The following is an 18,714-nucleotide window of genomic DNA, read 5'->3' as shown; positions in this document are numbered from 1 at the left end:
TTTTACTATTAAACGTGCTCGTTGACTACTTCCCTTTCCCAGTAAAGGGTGGCGCCTACCACGGCTGCAGGAATGATCAGCAGGTTCAAAAGTGGTATCAGCATAGCGAGATTAACCATGGCGCCAAAGGGCCAGCATTTGGTTATCCTCGATTTTAATTCAGACATCATCGTGCTGAAAGGCACCCCGCGGTTATCCGCCGCATAATCGCAGTACTGAATGGCCATCATCCAGCCATTGAATAAAAACCATAGCACCATGCCCAGAATGGGAATAAAAGACAGCAGCAGTAGAATAAAGGCTCTCGGCAGAAAATAAAGGAGCTTTCTCAGTTCCCGGCCAATACTTCTGGGAACAATGATTAACCAGTCAGACAATTTGAGATCTGGCAGATCAGCCCCCTCCATTCGTTGTACTTTTTCAGCCAGTAATGCATTGAATGGTGCAGCGATCAGGTTGCCAATAATAGTAAAGGTAAAAAACATCACAGCCGCCAGAGCCAGAAAAAACAGCGGCCATAACAGATACTCGAGAAAAGCCAGCCAGTCGGGCATCCAGCCGGTGAGTTGTTGCATCCATCCAGAGAAGTAGCTGGAAGCGCCATACACAATGCCGCCGAAGACGAGAATATTGATCACTAAGGGGATCAGAACAAACCATCGCAGCTGTGGTAAAAAAATCATTGAAAGCCCTTGGGCAAAATAGCCAGGGCCGGAAAGCGTATTTTTATTGGTCATGTTTCTATCGGAACTCATTCAGATCTGAACGATCTTACACCAGAGACTGGGTTTTCTCCTGCTTAAATAGCCTCAGTCAATCAAACAATAACGATTGGCAATTGCCATAAGAGAAAGCCTCTCGCTATTATATGGCCATTTCTCGTTGCCCAAATGATGGAGTCCAATAATGAGCACAACCAGACACTCCCGCCTGCTGATCCTGGGTTCTGGCCCAGCGGGGTACACCGCAGCAGTCTATGCAGCAAGAGCAAACCTGAATCCGGTGATGATCACAGGGATGCAACAGGGTGGTCAGTTGACGACGACTACCGATGTGGATAACTGGCCTGGCGGCCCGGAAGGTCTTCAAGGGCCGGGTCTCATGGTGGATATGGAAGCCCACGCCAAGCGTTTTGGTACTGAAATTGTTTTTGATCATATTGAAGAAGTGGATTTCAGTAAAAAACCTTACACTCTCAAAGGCTCTAATACTTACACCTGCGATGCCTTGATCATTGCTACCGGTGCCAGCGCACAGTACCTGGGGCTGGAAAGTGAAGAAGCATTCAAGGGTAAAGGGGTTTCTGCCTGCGCCACCTGTGATGGGTTCTTCTATAAGAATCAGGATGTAGTGGTGGTGGGCGGTGGTAATACTGCCGTTGAGGAAGCGCTTTATCTTTCCAATATCGCGAAAACCGTCACAGTCATTCACCGCCGTCAGGAATTTCGTGCGGAAAAAATCCTTCAGGACAAAATGAGAGAACGTGAAGCCAACGGCAATATCCGTTTGGTGCTGGATTCTGTTCTGGATGAAGTATTGGGCGACGATATGGGGGTCACCGGCGTTCGGGTAAAAAACGTTCTGAACGGTGAAACCGAAGAGATCAGCGCTATGGGCTGTTTTATTGCCATTGGTCATACACCGAACACCGGTATCTTTGAAGGTCAGCTGGATATGAAAGATGGTTACATCAAAGTCCATAGCGGTCTGGAGGGTAACGCGACGTTGACGTCAAAAGAAGGAGTGTATGCGGCGGGGGATGTGATGGATCATGTTTATCGTCAGGCGATCACGTCTGCAGGCACGGGCTGTATGGCAGCTTTGGATGCTGAGAAGTATCTTGATGCTTTGGTTCAAGGTTGATATCGAGAGAGAAAACAGAAAAAGCAGGGCATAGGCTGCCCTGCGCGTTTATTAAATAGTTGTTGAACCTATTTTCTGGCGGCACTTGTCAATCAAGATCTTGCTTGCTTTCTTTGGATCGGATGATTTTTTAAAGGATCTGAAGTAATTAACCAGCTGTTCTTCTATCTTTTCAAGTAAATAGAGTTTCTCTGTTTTGTCTACCCGTTGCAATATGGGAATGAGAACTCCCTCCTCATTATTCTGATATGCACCGGAATAAGCGGCAATGCCAATGAGCCATATGATGAAATAATAGCTATCATACGCCTCAATATCTATGTTGGTTATGATTTGCTTCAGTAAAAACTTTACGTCATTTCTGGTTTCTTCACATAAAAGCGAGGCCTCTGCCGCTGTCGCATTTTTCAGGCAACTGTAGAGGCACCAGAGAACATCTCTATAGTTATTAACGGAGGTATCCTCTAAAAGCTTTTTATGCAGTTCTTCCAAAATGTACCTGACTGTACTTTTACCATTGAAATCGATATCAGCGGATAGGCACAGCTCCGAAATTTTTACACAATCAAAAGCATTATCTTTCAATTCTCGATCTTTTATGCAAGTTAATATTAATTTTTTAATATTAGGATTGTCTTTAGGGTTGGTTTTTTTGAATTGGTTGTATAGGTGTTTTAATAGCAGGCATTGATTATTTTCAATACTTTTCTTTATCAGGTTAATGGCTTTTTTATAAATATCTTCAATTGCTAGGTCGGTTCTATAGCTATAGTATTCCAGATACATGCTCAGTTTTTTTTCAGATAAATAGCAGAACGTAAGACTGTCTAGTTGATCTTCGATTGCTTTATAAAGCATGGGTGATTTATTATTACAACCTGTATTGAAATGAATTGTTGCAGTCTCAATGATAGGGCTTCTTTTTGAGCTGTCTGTTGAAGGTTCTATATCATTCAATATTACAATAAACGAAAGCGTTCGCGAATTTGTATTTTCACCTTTAATAAGGCCGGTTTCATCAAGAAATTCCGTCAATTGGCTGATGTTCTCATCCACACTGCTTTGGGTGAATTTACCGCTTTTCTGTAATCTTCTAATGAGGTTGAGGTTATATTGCTCTTTCGAAACATTACTTTCGTCAGCAGAAGTATCAATAAACTTTAAACCGCCCGAAATATGAGCCAGTTGATCGGGAGCCTTTTTAAGTGTATCGAATAAAATGGTTGCTTGCTCCAGATCTTGTTGAATGTCTGAATTAAAAGAAAACCGGCAGTCGATCATTTGGTTGCCATCCGGATTACCTGCTTTTAAAGCTTCTAACGGCAGTATGCAATCTTTGAATGTTATCCGACTAAAACGGTATTTCTGATAAAGCTTATCTGACACTGACAATCTGGTGTTATTAATCGTAATATTGCTGAGGGACATAGGGGGATTGGTATTGATGCTGCCTTCTTTTTGGCCAAGAGAATACGCTGTCGATTTTTTTTCCTTGAATGCAAGCATTTGGTCGTCAGTCGGTACGACGGAAATCCTGCCTATCAGGATCTGTCGGACGAGCTTGGCTGGGGAGGAGCTGCTCTCTCCTTGGCCTGTTTCGTCGGTTTTTTGATGGCCCGAGGTCAGATAGCCGTGATTTATGCTAAACCGTAGAGCTGATTTTTCGAGTTCCTGCAGCTGCCAAAAAGCTCTGTCTTCATGATTGATATTATCAAGGTCATTCGCAGAAAAAATACTAGGTGGTATTTTGCGGAACTTGTGTGACCAGTTAAACAGGACTCTCTGCGAATCCTCGTCGTCAATACATTCTAAATGAAACGTATTGTCAGCTTGGGTTACCTGAAAACGATAAGTAGTATCCTGGTTGATCACATAACCGGCTCCATTCTGGTTAGCTATCTTTCCGATGATCAGTGAAGACGGGACGCGTCTATTCAGGTTGGCAAGGTAGTAGATCATATCCAATGAATGAAAAGATTCTGAGAATGCTCTACTCGAAGAGCACGGATCATCAGATGCTACGGTGTTTCCAAGCCCCTTAACTCCCAGGGCAATCACCATATGGCTATCTTTTAGCATGGTTTTATTGCACTGTTTTATCCAGGTAATTAAGAAATCACTATGAACCTGGAAGTGTTTTCCACTTCCGTTACTTACTTCTTCGAAAGGATAACTTTTTGGCAAAAGCCGTTCCATTGCAGAATTAGAGTCAACATGAAAGCTCAGCGCACTTGGTTTTTTGAAGTGATAGTGTTGATCTAATTGGGCTGCTATCTGGCATCGGTGCTTCGCTGCAATATGTTCCAGGGCTTTGGCTATTTCGGAGGAGTTGCCGTCTTCAAATTGACAGTTGTGAGTATGCTGGTCTTGAAGTGCGCCTTCTTTGTCATATGCTTTATTGGCAGCCTCATTTAGTGACTTGCCGCAGAGATAGTCTTTAATTTTGCTTGCTTCAAAGAAGTAGTGATTATTCTCTCCTTTTGCGCGAGGCTTGGGAAGATAGACCTCATTCAACAATTTCTTCAGATCCGAGGCTGCATAATTAGGGAATAAAGAGCGGAAAGGATTGTCTTGCTCGTTTATGGTCAATAACGGTTCTTTAGCCGGGCTGGAGTCTTGATGTGTAAAGGGGGAAGTTCGTTTAAGTGAGATATATCGTGTTGTGCGCTTATCTAACAAGGTGTCTTTTGGAAACGTGAGGCCCTCATTTAGCTCAACACAACTCTTTTTACTAAAGATCTGAACCCCTCGAACGTTGATAATTCTATGATTGTTCCAGTATTTTTCTGTTAGTTCAGATTGCTTTTTTGAATCAGTAGGGGGAATCGGGCTCTTGTCTTGAATGGGTGACATTAAAAACTCCGTGTATTCATTTTCATTCTGTGTTGCTGGTTTGATGATCAGAATGACAAGAAGTTCATAGTTTGTTGGTGATACTAACCACGTTGTTAGCCAGACTGCCCAACCTACATAGCCATGGTAAGTTGGGTTGAATGCAGGTGATCTCTATTTTTCCAAATCAACCTCTATTTCTGACTCTGTCTTGATGCCATAGTCTTCGGACAATGCGCCTTGCTCTCCCGGGTTGTTTTTAGGCGCGTAATCTTTTGGTTGCTCCAGTGGTGGCGTACGCTCAGTGCGGCGCTTGTGAACCTTGCCAGAAATCAAAGCGTTGGACCCCAGCAGTGAATCATTGAGGCGATTTTTCACATCCTCATCTTTGCACAGGCTTTCTGCACCGGTAGCCAGATGTTCATGAACATCCCGGTATGTATCGGTCATTTTGTTGACCAGATGGGCAGAGGTCGTGAAGTGATCACCCACTTGTTGTTGATACTCTTTGAACTCCTGTTGCAACTCATCCAACTGGGTTTCGAGCTTGCCGTTGCGGGTTTTGGATCCGGAGAGTATATGGTACACAAACGCACCACAGAGAATGCCTGCCAGAAATGCCAGGCTGCCGATAAACCAAAGTACGTTCATGTTGTTCACGTTTTCCACGATGTCCACAGTGTCGCCTCACTCAGTGGGGCACGCGCCCTTGTCATTAATCAAACGCCATGTTTTTCACTATTGTATCGGTTAGCGTAGAGCAGTCCTAGTCATGTTAACCAATTCACACTTAATTACACAGGTTGGAAACGGTATCATCGGCATTAACAGAACCAACATTGTAAATGATACGCTTGCTCCGTTATAGCGTAGGCGGGTACATTGCTCCAGGTCAGTGGTAAGTCCGACGGGCTCCTCGCGACCTTCATAAGAAAATCGGTTTGAACTGAATAAGTCTGTACATCTATGACCCCCAAAACCAGTTATCAGCGAGACATCAGCCAAAGAGGCTTCAGCAAAGATCCTGCTCAGGCCGAAGCTGTTCAGCATTTGCAGAACCTCTATGAACAGTTGGTTGCCCCTGAGAAAAGCTCTCTCATGCAATCGCTGCAGCGTGTTTTCAGTAAAGCCAAAGAGCCTGTACGAGGGCTGTATTTCTGGGGAGGCGTGGGCCGAGGCAAAACCTGGCTGATGGATACGTTTTACAACTGTCTGCCCTTTGACGATAAACTCCGGATGCACTTTCATCACTTTATGCGCCGAGTGCATGCAGAGCTGAAAACACTGGAAGGTCAGAAAAATCCACTCACGATTGTGGCTGATCGATTGGCTTCAGAGGCCAGAGTCATTTGTTTTGATGAATTCTTTGTATCGGATATCACCGATGCCATGATTCTTGGTAGTTTGATGGAACAACTGTTTAGTCGAGGTGTCACTTTGGTGGCTACCTCTAACGTTGTGCCCGATCTTCTCTATAAAGATGGCCTGCAGCGAGCCCGATTTTTACCGGCCATTGCCTTGCTGCAAAAACATACCATTGTCGTCAATGTGGATGGCGGAACGGATTACCGACTTCGTCTTTTAGAAAAAGCACACACCTATCATTGGCCATTGAATCAAGAGACTCGTCAGAAATTAGAGAAGGTTTTTCAAGACCTGGCGCCGGATCCTGAACACATAGAACAGAGCACTGCGATAGAAATCGCCGGTCGAGCTATCCAGAGTGTAAAACTCTGTAAGGATGTGGCGTGGTTTACTTTTGCAGCGTTGTGCGATGGCCCACGCAGTCAGAATGATTACATTGAATTGGCCTGTCTCTACCACACCGTAATTTTGCAGGATGTGCTGCAATTTGATGCCAGCCGGAATGATCAGGCTCGTCGTTTTATCAATCTGATTGATGAGTTTTATGACCGTGGGGTAAAACTGATTGTTTCAAGTGAGGTGGAACTTGAGGCACTCTATACCAGTGGTACTCTGTCGTTTGAGTTCCAGCGAACATTGAGTCGATTGCAGGAGATGCAGTCGAAAGAATACCTTGCCCGACCTCATAAGCTGTAATTGCCGGGCTTCTTATTGATAGTAAAAAATGACAATCTTGTCAGAGGAGTCCGAGTTATGGATTTGGGTATAAACGGCAAAGTGTTTATGGTGGCAGGCGCTAGCTCCGGTCTTGGGTATGCAATTGCGCGCAAATTGGCTGAAGAGGGTGGCAAAGTCTCTATTGCCAGTCGCAGTCAGGAAAACATTGCTACAGCAGCGGCAACCATCAGCGAAGAAACGGCTGCCGAAATTCGTGGCTATGTGTTTGATGCCAGAGATGCCAACTCTATTAACCGCTGGGTAGAAGATACACAGAACGATTTTGGTCAAATTGATGGGCTGGTGATTAATGCCGGTGGCCCGTCGCCCGGTTTTTTTGAAGAGTTTGATGATCAGGCCTGGCAGTCTGCTTTTGAGTTAACGTTACTCAGTGCCGTACGTTTGATTCGTGGTGCCTTGCCGGCTCTTAAGGTTAATGGTGGAAGTATTCTGACTCTGACGTCTTCTGCGGTCAAAGAGCCTATTGATATCCTGGTGATGAGTAACGTTATGCGTTCAGGCGTCAATAGTCTGGTAAAAAGCCTTTCTGATGATCTCGCTGGTGACAATGTGCGCATCAACAACCTGATCCCCGGATTGATTAATACCGACCGAATCGATGCCCTGAATTTGTTTCTGGCGAAGCGTGCTGATAGCAGCCCTGAGAAGGTGCGACAGTCTGCTGAAGCGGCCATTCCAATGGGGCGTTATGGTGAGCCAGAGGAGTTTGCCAATGCCGCCGCATTCTTATTGTCCGATCAAGCCAGTTATATTACCGGTACGACGATGGTTGTTGACGGCGGTAAGATGAAGAGCGTGTAACGGCTATCAGCCCGACAAAGTAGCGTAGATACCATCTCTCACTATCAGCCTCAAGCACTTTGGGGCTGATATTCACTCTGATGTTTCACAACACCAAAGCAAATCTGTACAAGCTTCCGCATTGCTGTTCAGATCGCTTGCATTTTTATACAGTTTAGATGGTTTGGGGAAATTCTCAGATTAAGTGCTGAATGACGGTTATAAGTACCCAACCATATGAAATCATATTTTCTGACTCATTGATCAGCCCCTCTGACTGCATTGCAACTCTGGTCACATAGCTCGCTATGCTCCCGCCGTTGCGCCTTGCAGAGAACCTGATCAACAAGCCAGAAATATTCGATTCCATATGGCCGGGTACTTACGTTCATTCCAGAGCTGATCTTGTGAGCAGTCTGGATTTCACTCTTCAACAATTTACTGATTTGTAATCATTTCTTGTTATCCTGTGCTTCAGTCTCTGGCTTCGGTGCTTTTGGCAAAGGATACCACTTTATTCTGTCTGCGCTTGCGCTACCTGTGACAAAGTCAACCAGCTCAGCCCCGGTGGTGTAATGAGTAACCTGACCAGCATCAATACCACCTTTCTGAACAAACTCCCTTTGTTTTTCAAATGGGTTAGCGACCTTCTGTCGATCAAAATACAGACCTACATCAGTGAATGAGTCGGCGTTTTTAGTGGTATCTATTTTGTATAATGTCTTGCTGAGCAAACCACTCAATAAAACAGGGTCTTTTGCAAAGCTCAAATCCGCCGCAGTTGATACGAATTGGCTATGCTTTTTAGCAAGAATGCCTTTACTTTCTGAATCACCACTTGGTGCTACTGCACGATCTTGCTCCAACACCCCCGTGACATGTTCAATGATGGTGATAGATCCATCTTTATTCCATGGCTGAAAGCCAGTTTTGGCTATTAATTCAGGTGAACGCTCATCCATTCGGAATACGACACCCGGTAATGGAGCTCGCTCTCTACTCCTCCAGGCATCCAGTTCCTGATTTGCTTGATCAATCAGTTCCCTGACGGCTTTTTCACGTTTCTTGTTATGTTTTCCAGGCTGCTCCAGATAGTCAGTTGCTACATTGATAAGGTTGGTCAAACTAGAGGATCTTGAATCAGCGCCATCATAGTTTGAGAGCACTTTATCTATCGCAGAAATACGTTTTCGTTCTGAAAAGAGAAGATCAGTGTTCTTTTTGAACTGTTCCAGACTTATTACCCGGCGTTCAACATTTACATTCGCCTGAATGGGTACCGCTAAATCACGCTCCCCACTATTATTATTGTTGTTACTATTTGCATTAGCTGATGGAAAGCTTTCATTGGCTGTAGTGTTTGCGGTGGCGCTATCCAACTGCTGGCTTTGCGCACTCTCTTCTGCCTTTGTTTCATCAATCGTTATTGACAGCGGTTTTTTTGCCAGATCAATAGTGGATTCTCCATTATTGCTATTGGCATTGATCGGTTTCGATACCGAATCATTGTGAATTCCCTCTGGGTTACGTACAGGCTCACCTTCAATCTGAGGCTGTTCAGTAACGTCTGTTGCAGTAACTGCAGTAGATACATCTACATCTGCGTATTGCGATTCATCTGCACTTTCAACAGACTGATTTACAACAACCACATCGGCGTAGGGCGATTCACTTTCATTGCTGCCAACAACGTCACTGTTATTATCACTGTTCGTTGCTGGTACATTAGCATTCCCTCCAAGTAGAAGCGAATCAATATCACTAAGACTGTTTCTACGCTGTAGACCGTTACCTGCATCTGGTGCTGTTTTGTTCACTCCATCTAACAGTAATGCATCAACCAAGCGCTCCTGGCGTCCTTTTTGACTATCCGCATCACCAACAACTACCTGAGTCAGTCCATTTTTATCTTTCTCTCTCAGGAAAACTTCACCTTTAAACCCTGGCGCAAGCACCAACTCTTCTTCGTTCGGAAATTCTGAGTTACCCTGCGCGATTTCATCATAAAGCGATTCTTTCGTTGATGGGTCCAGCTCGGTATTGTGCTCTGCATCGTTAATGGTTTCATAGATCGAATCCGTATCTGCCACCTGATTTTGATCAACAGGCACTTCTTCAGGTAAAGCCTGATTTTTGATGCTATCAGGCAGGTCACCGATCTTTTCATAAACAGCGTCGACATCTGACTCAATAAGTGGTTTGTCGCTTGGCAGGCCCGGTAATTGACTATCTTTCAGATCACCCCCAGTCTCGGCAATGGTCTCATAGACAGGCTCATTCTTTTCTTTTGAACCTTTGCCAAACCCAAGGAGTGAAAAGAACTTATCTTTAAGCGTTGGTTTCTCTACCTTTATTTCATTAGGCGTTACCGGAACTGCCGGCAACGGTCTATTTGCCAAATCACTAGTAGGCTCACCATTATTGTTATTGTTTGCATTGGCGTTTCCAGGCACTGAAGCCTCGCTGACATTGCCCGCAGCATTTTGGTTATTGTTATCACTACCCTTGCTTTGGTCATTATCAGCTTTAGCTAATACACTGTCGTAGAGCGGATTGATGTTTTCTTGACCACTGACGTCCGGTGTCGCAGGTAATGCCCGACCTTCATTTGGATTTGCTTTGGGTACACCGCCATAGATCGGATTAATGTTTTCCTGACCACTGACGTCCGGTGTCGCAGGTAATGCCCGACCTTCATTTGGGTTTACTTTGGGTACACCGCCATAGATCGGATTAATATTTTCCTGACCACTGATGTCCGGTGTCGCAGGTAATGCCCGACCTTCATTTGGATTTACTTTGGGTACTCCGCCATAGATCGGATTAATATTTTCCTGACCACTAACATCTGGAGTTGCAGGCAATACCCGACCCTCGTTCGGGTTTACATTTGATGGGCTATCTATAGAACGGGTTTGAGAACTGCTGTCGCTATTTCTATGCCCCTTAAATTGGCTTTTAACCTTGCCAATAAGCTCTTTTGTATCATCAACAGAGATGGTTGCGGATACAATGTTACCTGCAATCTTACGGTCTTCTGTCACCTCAACGGTATTTGCAATGTCAGTATTAATATTGCCTATCTGACTGCCTGAAACCTGAAGCGACTCATTACCGCCAATGTTGATCGTTGTTTTTTGTGTAGCGCTGTATTTTACCCGGTCATCTTTCTCATAATTCACACTGACCGTTGGTGCCCCTTTATGACTCCAGCCAACACTGCCTCCTCCCTGATTACCATCTTTATCCCTACTGTCTTTCAGCTCTTGCGCAATAACATCACCACTGACGTTTAATTGCCCGGAATCAGCAACCACCTGTGCGCCAGTCAGTTCTAAATCACCTCCGATAGTGCCTTTAATAGTGCCAGCCGAAATGCCACTTTGTGTTTTGGTAATGGCCGAGTTATCCCAGCTTTTCCCTCCCCCGGCACTGACTGTAACGGTGGGCGCTACCAGCGTATTACTGTTAATACTCGCACCGACAGAAGCACCCCAGTTAGCATTGGTCGTCTCGGAGTGACTGGTATCTTGAACGGTCGTAATCTCTACATCACCGACAAAGTTCAGGTCTAGAGAGTCAGCTTTAACATTGCCACCTTCAAGCTTAAAATCATTGCCTGAATCAATGGTGACATTAGCTCCTGTAATGGACGACTGTGTATAAGTCGTTGCGGATGCCTCCGTATTAGAGATGCTGCCATCGTAACCTACACTGATACCTGCACCAGTCCCTGTCACGCCAGTTGATGCGTCCAGAGACAGTTTTAATGCGTGGTTATGAGTGGTTGAATCGCTTTCCGATGTCGCTTTTGCAGCACGAATACTGACATCGTTTTTTGCCTTCAACTGCACACTATCGCTACCGTCAAGCTCAACCCCTGCCAGAGCAATATCTCCGCCAGTTGCCGTAAACGAGATATTGCCAGCTGAAAAAGTATTCGTGTTTTCAGAAGTTTGTTTTGAAGAACGTTCAGTGACAGTTGTTTCAATAGCAGCAGAAACACTGCCGCCAGCAATATCGCCAAAAATCAAGTTAGTTACATCGCCCGCTGCCTGTGCTGCTGTCAGCCCCGCATCGACTTCCATGCCTTCTTTCAGAGCTTTATCCGCCAGCACTTTACTGTGATTTACAGCATCAACTACTGCACTATGGCCTTCTGCCTTAAAACCAACAAAGGTGCTGGATTCAATAACCTCTTCTTCGTGAGTATCCACATACTTGGTGGTTTCAATATCGCTGGCACGAACCGCTAGCTGACTATCCGATTCACCCTTGATGTTGGTACCGCCAAGGTCCACCGTATTTTCAGCGTTGATATTCAGTGTGTCTGCAAAGTTAAAGGAACCATTTTTATAGGTAGTTCCTTTGGCATCACGCTGATAAGTGTCAATAGAGACACCTGCTTTTGCAGAAGCCAGTTCATCTGAAATGGCCTTACCTTTATTGAGCGCTTTACCGGTTTTGTCTGCAAAATCAGTAGACGACGATGTATTTGCGGAATACTTTCCTGTTCCTGTGTTTGCTGATACGCCCGCCTTTTCTCCCCCAATACCGACACTGGCTCCTGTAGATATGCCCAGGCTGTAGGACTCTTCATGGGTTTCGTAAGTCGATTCAGCAGCAGCAAACTTGACATCTTTACCCGCCAGATTCCCTCCCTGGGTGTTGTATTGACCGCCTTCAAGAAGCACTTGGTCCTTAGCCGTTATATCCAGTGAGCCACCGAGACTAACGTTAACACCGTGGCCGCTGGTGCTTTTTTCTGACTTCTCTTTATCCGTTATACCAAACGTTGCATTTTTGACATTCAGACCAACACTGTAGGACTCGGACTCCTGTACCTGAGAAGAATCTGCAGCCACCAACTCAACGTTTTCACCCGTCAAGCGAGCATCTCCACCAGCGGTAATATTTCCGCCTTCAATGCTGATATCCTCATCCGCATTCACTGTCAGATTGCCTTTGATATTCAGGCTGGAACCAACACCGGTTGTCTTATGATCTGAGGCACTTGAACCGGAAACACCGATATCGCCAGTATTGGTATTAATTCCAGCACTGTAACTGGACGACATTGTTTTATGTTCAAAATCAATGGCTTTGGAAATAACATTTTTGCCATGAATAGCAGCGCCACCCTCAGAAGACACCTCCGCTCCCTTGAGGACGACATCTCCCTGCTCAGCACTAACCGTTAACCCACCAGAACCAGCACTAACACCTGAAGCTAACAGCGCATTCTTCGTTTCAGACGTTTCTTCTCTTGAGTAATAAAATGCACTTTTTTCTACATCGAGTGTGCTTTTCCGGGTTTCCAGTGTGAGGGATTCAAGGTTTACATCACCTTCCGCAGATAACAGCTCAACAGAATTCCCTGATAACTGACCACCGATGTTATCAACTCCCTTCTGTCCATGAACGTTTAAACTGCCAGTCGCGGTGATTGAACCCACATTTGCTTTATCCTGATAGTTATCTCCTTCCTCAACAGCATCAAAACCAAACTCCCTGACCACTTCAGAGCGATTAATGACACTGCCATCTTTCGACGTCAGTTGGATATTGCCACCTTTAATCGTTCCTGCATCATTGATCAGATCATTTTCTGTAGCGATATCCAGTTCGCCCTTCACATCGACATTGCCACCATCATTAACGAACTCACTAACATTAAAAGTTGCGGTGTCGGCAATAATGCCTTTACTGCTGTAGTCATTGGCAAGATAAACCTTTGGAGTCAGAACCTGCCTGCCGCCAATATTGACATATTCATACCAGATAACGTCGTGTGTTAACGTCGCTCTCTGTTCATTCGTTAATGGCTGTCCTGGCGTCAGAGAATTTTCATTCAGAAAATTCACACCATTAGTAATCAGGCCGGTCAACTCTTGCTCAGTGGTTTGAGGCGATGAAAGAAAAGCGCGACCCGTTTGATGAATCAGCTGATCTTGTATCAGCTTTTCCTGAAACAATGGGTCACCAATAACAATGGTATCACTGGCAAGATTATGAGAGTCTTTCAGCTGATCAAAATACACCTGATCATACTCAACCTGATGTGGGTTGTTGTAGCTAAGCTCCGGGCGGGTTACATAAAGATCCAGTGATTCAGGTGCTGCAGGTGCAAAGAAGCTGTTTTTTCCGATGGGCAAGGAGCCAAACCCCGGAATATTAGTAGTATCTGTCGAGTTATTCTTATCTACATTTTGAGAAGCTTCTGATGCGTTGATTTGATTGGTTTTCTGAATTTTTCCCAATAGCTCTTTTGTTGCTTTTTGTTTTGCCTCTTCACGCCCTTCTGAACCGTCCTGCTCACCAACATTGATAAACTGACCAACGCCATCAACATTGACACTCTTTCCTTGTATGACACCGCCGATGGTTTCAATTACCCGGGTTTTGCTCAGAACCTCGGGGCTCACATTAAATTCACCTGCAGACGCTTCATGTATGTAACCCAGTGTGCAACCCGTACCGACGCAGCCATATCGGGTTCTTCCGCTTTGACGGTAGATATACTCCTTACGCTCTAAAGAGGCGTTAAGAAAAATGCTGCCTTGCTTATCAGCCCCTAGGATATTCACTTCATTAGTAGCTGATAACGTCCCCCCTGTATTGTCACCATCATTAGTTCTGATTGTAATATTGCCATGGGATAAAAGAGCAGGCCTGTTGCTGTCTGGTAAAGAGGTAAACCGCTCTTTATAAGTGACTAACCGATTCCAATCAACGTAAAACGATTGACCGCCAGCACTATAAGCACCAGACACATAGTAGCCATCTTTGCAGTTCGTTTTTTCACTCTCACAGCGTTTGGTATTATCTTGAACACCACCGTATTTACCGCTGTTTCCAACATATTGATAATCGCTATTTTTTATCTCTTGTTTGTTGTTGCTGACGCCAGGAGAATCAATACTGTTGTTGAAAACATCCAACTGCACAAAAATGTCACTGCCTGCACTGACAACACCATTATTTTGGAAGACTGTTTTTCCAGCACTTCCAAAGTCGGGTTCCTTATGGCACTGACCATTTTCATCAAGCTCACAATCCAAACCAATGGATAGACTCCGACCGGCGTTTAGATAGGCACCATTCCCCTGAGTAATCGTTGATGTGTCTGTTGAGGTAGAATCCAATATCAACTCAATATCATTCTTCGCATGAACACTACCAAGATTGCTAATATCACCTCGAGACATCGCCGAAATACTGCCCTCAGACGAGAAAAGCCCGGCTTTTTCAGCATTTGTAATGTTGGAAGCTTCAACATTTAATCGGCTGGCGGCATTCACAAAGCCACTATTGTAAAAAGCACCGGAAGATCGCAAAAATGCCTGATCTCTGGAAACCACACTCCCGGAGTAACTATTACTGATGCTCGACCCGCGAAGGTTCAGGATTCGGTATGCATACATCTTCCCGGAGTTGTTTATCTTTCCGCCACTTTTAGCGGTAACGTCCCCACGGTCAGATTGGATACTCCCTGCATTTATCAGACTTTGTTTGATATCAAAATCAGCGTTTCCTTCGCTAGCAGCCAGGGCGGCAGGCTTCGTGTTTTCCAGCTCACCAACGGTTACCGACAGATTACCAGTCGCTAATACAGACCCATGGTTCGTCAACTTACTGGACGGTGTTGAAATGGAAATACTCTTTCTGGAAACCAGTTCGACATCCACATCTTTATTACTACCAATCCGAATATCATCCGAAGAGACAATGGATATATTCCCTTCTGCATCCAGCTCATTCAGGTCATCACTACCATTATTACTTTGCAGCTCAATACCACCCTTACCGGCATTCAGATTAATATCACCTTTCTTTGTCGCAAAGACGCCGGATGAAGTAATATTGCCATCAGTTGTAATATCAATGTCACCAGCCGCAGCAAGGATAGAGCCCCGGTTAATCAAAGCACCAGAAGAAATGTCAGCACCATTGCCGCTATTTACACTTCCGCTGACCTCTGTTTTTCCCTTGTTGTTAATAAATGTCTCATTACCACTTGTTACTTCTGAGACAATATCAACATCCCTGTCTGCATTCAGGTTGACATTGCCACTGGCATAGAATGCTTTCGCATCAATCTCAATATCACTGGCGTTGAGGATATTGATATCCCCTGCCTTGGCGCTGACGGCTTCTCCTGATAAAACCACTTTGCCATCGCTGCTTATCTGTATATCAGATAACTCTGCACCTATGGCACCCCGGCTATTTACCCCAACACCTGCGCCAGTACTGACCAGATATATTTTGTCAGCATACATCCCGCCCAGAGATGCGACGTCAATTCCTGTTCGAATAGCTGACCGTTCTTTATCCGATAGTTGAACAGGCGTCGTCGTTAGTTTCTGGTAATCGACTTCATTATTATTGCCGCTGATCACATTCAACTGCTTAGCCCATAAAGAACCTTTGACAGAAACACTGCCTGCAATCAGATCCAGCCGTGCCTGTTCAGAAGCATTCAGACCATCCTCACCCACTAAAATATCACCGGAAGAAACTCTGAGCCTTTGAAGAGCACCATCACCACCAAAGCTGGGCTTGCCTGTAGTAAGAACACCTCTTGTTGTATTGATAAACCCACAGCCATTACAGGTAATACCATTTGGGTTGGCGATAACTACCTGAGCGGAATTTCCAACAACCTCCGTCGCCCCTTCCAGCAAACTTCTGTCCGTGCTGGTTACTTCATTTAGGATAACCTGTGCAGAGCGACCGCCTATCAGGTTGAAATTTCCCGCAATACCTTCTCCAGTGCTTATAGAAAGCACTTTGCCTGTATTGTTGTTATTGAGAACCGCACCGATACGTTCGACGTCAAATTGCGTGTATTCATTTCTTGAAACACCACCTGCACTTGGCTTGTTGATTTCTACCACAGGTCTATTGGAGTCGGTATTGCTTACAGTAGGCCCACGCCCCTGAGAATCGTCAGGAATAATCTGTGCAAACGAGAATACTGGCTGCAGCGCAACATTTAGTAGAATAATACTGGTGGCAGTATATTTATTACTCTGTCCTTTTTTCATAGCTATTCTTTATATTTGAATTAATATTATTTAATAACGTTGCAAGCCAAGGTATTGGTAACAGCGCAAGTGATGTTGCAAGTGAAGTGGAGGCTCTACAATCGGTACGAAAGGCTTATACTGGCGTGTAAACTGCCGCCCTCATAGTCATCGGGTGTCGTTAATGGTGTAGAAACAAACAGGTCGCTATACAGATTTCCCAGTGAAGCCCTGATTCCGACAAAAAAACCGGCCAGTTGATCACTAGTATTTTCACTGGCGGATTCACCAAACAACTTTCCGTAATCAACGCCGGTATATAACGTAGAGCTCACTGAGCTAAAATATGAAGAGAGTTCATTTCTGAAATAGAAACCTTCCTCTGCAAGAAGGGAATAATCATTGCCGTAACCACGTACCGTGTAGCGCCCTCCAATGGAAAACATCTCGGAGCTGTATAACTCTGAATCGGTATGCTGTGCCCGAAATGCGGAATACAGATTCAACTGACGATCAGCCACAGTAAAAGGTAGCCCCAAACCAATATCCAGAATATTCAAACCATAGGAGAATGTAGGTCCAGATCGAGCGCTGATATCCTGCTGGGCGCCAAACCAGGGGACACCTCTTCGATGAGATAACTCGGCATCCAGAGTGGCCGCATCGATATAACGTCGATACTTCACACTTCCTTCTGCATAGGCGGTATAACGGCGATTTATTTCAATCTCTGTGTCGTTTATATAGGATCGGCTCCACAACCTCTGGAATTTAAAACTTGCTGACCATTTACTAAGCTGGTCTCGATGGAACAGGTGGTCAACTTTAACCGTGAGGCGCTTACTTTCCCCCGTTGATGTAAAAGTGTTTGGCTCGTTCCCGAGGGTTGTACTGGTCTCGTCAATGCTGCCTAACAATTGAACACGGTTATATCCAAAAGGCAGTTCATAACTGAAGTTGACTCCCGATTTATCAGCATCATCCTCTCTAAGCCTTCCTCTGGTGAAACCAAAAGCAGCCTGGTCTGCAACACCCAAAGGATTGAAAAGAGTGAGGTTTGCCCGCCCCTCCCATTTCCCAAGACTTTGGGGACCTGAGTCATCAGCGGAAAGGCTCAATCCATACTGATTATTTTTCTGGATAATGACCAGAACATCACTAAAACCCAACCCTTCATCAGAGGGCAAAAACTGCATCGTAGCACTGAGGTTGCCCACTCGATTTATCTGTTCAAGCCCCTGCTCAATGTCTCTCAAGTTGAGAAGGTCGCCTCTGGACATGGGAAATACAAAAGGAATAAGGCGCTGATATTTATCATCCGTCGTTCGGATATCACCGACATGGCCAGGCACAACATTGATGATAAAGTGTCCGGAGTTCAAATCCTGTTCAGGAATAAAGAAACGGGTCGTACTGTATCCCAGCTCTAGAGCAGATAGCGTCAACTTGTGTACTAACTCGGTAACACCATTTATGCCCAAACACTGGTTACTATAAGGCTCAGTGACTTTTTTAAGAAAGAGAAGCCTATTGGGCAACTCAATTTTTTCGTCATTCGCAGATTGAATTTGAAGGTCGATTTTTTGGACATCAAAACATTGCTCATCCTGTTTTGAAGGTAATAATTCCTCATGAGGTACCAGTATGACAGGCTTATCATCAAGACGCGCTCGTCTTTCTTCATTCTGCTGGCGTTCTTCATTCAAACGACTTAAATCGTTTATATTATTTCGCCGGTTAATTTCGGTTGCATTTCCATGCAATGAATAAATGACCAAGAGCCCTATGGCCATCAACTTACTTACATCTTTCATTATAAATTACCAAAAAGCCTTATTACTAAAAGGCTTATTTACTTCTTTTACTTTTTATATAAACGACAGAATTGTTAGATTTTGAAAAATAACACCTGATCAAAAAACAATCAAACACTTTAGTGCAAACAAAAAGTATTGGCACACCTGTGTCAAAATCAAAGCAATAAGTATTCACCCTTATCGCAAACCAGGGTTTATAAATTCATATTAAGGCCTGAATTCAAGTCATTAGTGCATAACCCATGACTTTTCTTGCATCCATTCCTGTTAACTCTTTGAATGCCTCGTAT

8 protein-coding genes are annotated in these 18,714 nt (G+C 44.6%); 3 read left to right on the top strand and 5 right to left on the bottom strand.

Going from position 1 to position 18,714, the window contains the following annotated elements; all coding sequences use genetic code 11:
* Positions 1–8 precede the first annotated feature (8 nt).
* Positions 9–755 carry a sulfate transporter CysZ gene (gene cysZ, locus Q1B11_RS13865; RefSeq protein ID WP_299733693.1) on the bottom strand — a complete coding sequence of 249 codons (747 nt, stop codon included), beginning with the start codon at positions 753–755 and terminating at the stop codon, positions 9–11.
* A gap of 151 nt (positions 756–906) precedes the next feature.
* Here cysZ and trxB point away from each other — a divergent pair, with 151 nt between their 5' ends.
* Positions 907–1,863, top strand: a complete 957-nt coding sequence (trxB, locus tag Q1B11_RS13860) for a thioredoxin-disulfide reductase (protein ID WP_299733691.1) — start codon at positions 907–909, stop codon at positions 1,861–1,863.
* A gap of 51 nt (positions 1,864–1,914) precedes the next feature.
* Here the strand turns inward: trxB and Q1B11_RS13855 are convergent, their stop codons facing one another.
* A complete protein-coding gene (locus Q1B11_RS13855) occupies positions 1,915–4,716 on the bottom strand; it encodes a hypothetical protein (protein WP_299733689.1) in 2,802 nt (933 codons plus the stop codon).
* Positions 4,717–4,869: 153 nt separating this feature from the next.
* Positions 4,870–5,373 (bottom strand): DUF1043 family protein, encoded by a 504-nt coding sequence (locus Q1B11_RS13850; RefSeq protein WP_299733687.1) that lies wholly within the window; start codon positions 5,371–5,373, stop codon positions 4,870–4,872.
* 288 nt (positions 5,374–5,661) lie between these two features.
* Here Q1B11_RS13850 and zapE point away from each other — a divergent pair, with 288 nt between their 5' ends.
* Together zapE and Q1B11_RS13840 are read left to right on the top strand one after the other, a co-directional pair.
* On the top strand, positions 5,662–6,756 hold the full coding sequence (gene zapE / locus Q1B11_RS13845; RefSeq protein WP_299733685.1) for a cell division protein ZapE: 1,095 nt from the start codon (positions 5,662–5,664) through the stop codon (positions 6,754–6,756).
* A gap of 57 nt (positions 6,757–6,813) precedes the next feature.
* Positions 6,814–7,599, top strand: a complete 786-nt coding sequence (locus Q1B11_RS13840) for an SDR family oxidoreductase (protein ID WP_299733684.1) — start codon at positions 6,814–6,816, stop codon at positions 7,597–7,599.
* A gap of 431 nt (positions 7,600–8,030) precedes the next feature.
* On the opposite strand, the gene Q1B11_RS13835 is transcribed toward Q1B11_RS13840, so the two are convergent.
* Complete coding sequence (locus tag Q1B11_RS13835) at positions 8,031–16,628, bottom strand: hemagglutinin repeat-containing protein (RefSeq protein ID WP_299733683.1); 8,598 nt, start codon at positions 16,626–16,628, stop codon at positions 8,031–8,033.
* A 95-nt stretch (positions 16,629–16,723) separates the two neighbouring features.
* Positions 16,724–18,421, bottom strand: a complete 1,698-nt coding sequence (locus tag Q1B11_RS13830) for a ShlB/FhaC/HecB family hemolysin secretion/activation protein (protein WP_299733682.1) — start codon at positions 18,419–18,421, stop codon at positions 16,724–16,726.
* Positions 18,422–18,714 lie beyond the last annotated feature (293 nt).

The organism is uncultured Endozoicomonas sp. (assembly GCF_947495845.1).
GTDB lineage: Bacteria > Pseudomonadota > Gammaproteobacteria > Pseudomonadales > Endozoicomonadaceae > Endozoicomonas.
Note: the sequence above shows the minus strand (reverse complement) of the source record. Positions and strands in the feature narration are given on the sequence as shown.

Excerpts from the sequence above, each read along its gene's own strand:
- Q1B11_RS13835 (WP_299733683.1), bottom strand. The coding sequence starts at position 16,628 with ATGAAAAAAGGACAGAGTAATAAATATACTGCCACCAGTATTATTCTA.
- Q1B11_RS13830 (WP_299733682.1), bottom strand. The coding sequence starts at position 18,421 with ATGAAAGATGTAAGTAAGTTGATGGCCATAGGGCTCTTGGTCATTTAT.
- Q1B11_RS13840 (WP_299733684.1), top strand. The coding sequence starts at position 6,814 with ATGGATTTGGGTATAAACGGCAAAGTGTTTATGGTGGCAGGCGCTAGC.
- Q1B11_RS13855 (WP_299733689.1), bottom strand. The coding sequence starts at position 4,716 with ATGTCACCCATTCAAGACAAGAGCCCGATTCCCCCTACTGATTCAAAA.
- cysZ (WP_299733693.1), bottom strand. The coding sequence starts at position 755 with ATGAGTTCCGATAGAAACATGACCAATAAAAATACGCTTTCCGGCCCT.
- zapE (WP_299733685.1), top strand. The coding sequence starts at position 5,662 with ATGACCCCCAAAACCAGTTATCAGCGAGACATCAGCCAAAGAGGCTTC.
- trxB (WP_299733691.1), top strand. The coding sequence starts at position 907 with ATGAGCACAACCAGACACTCCCGCCTGCTGATCCTGGGTTCTGGCCCA.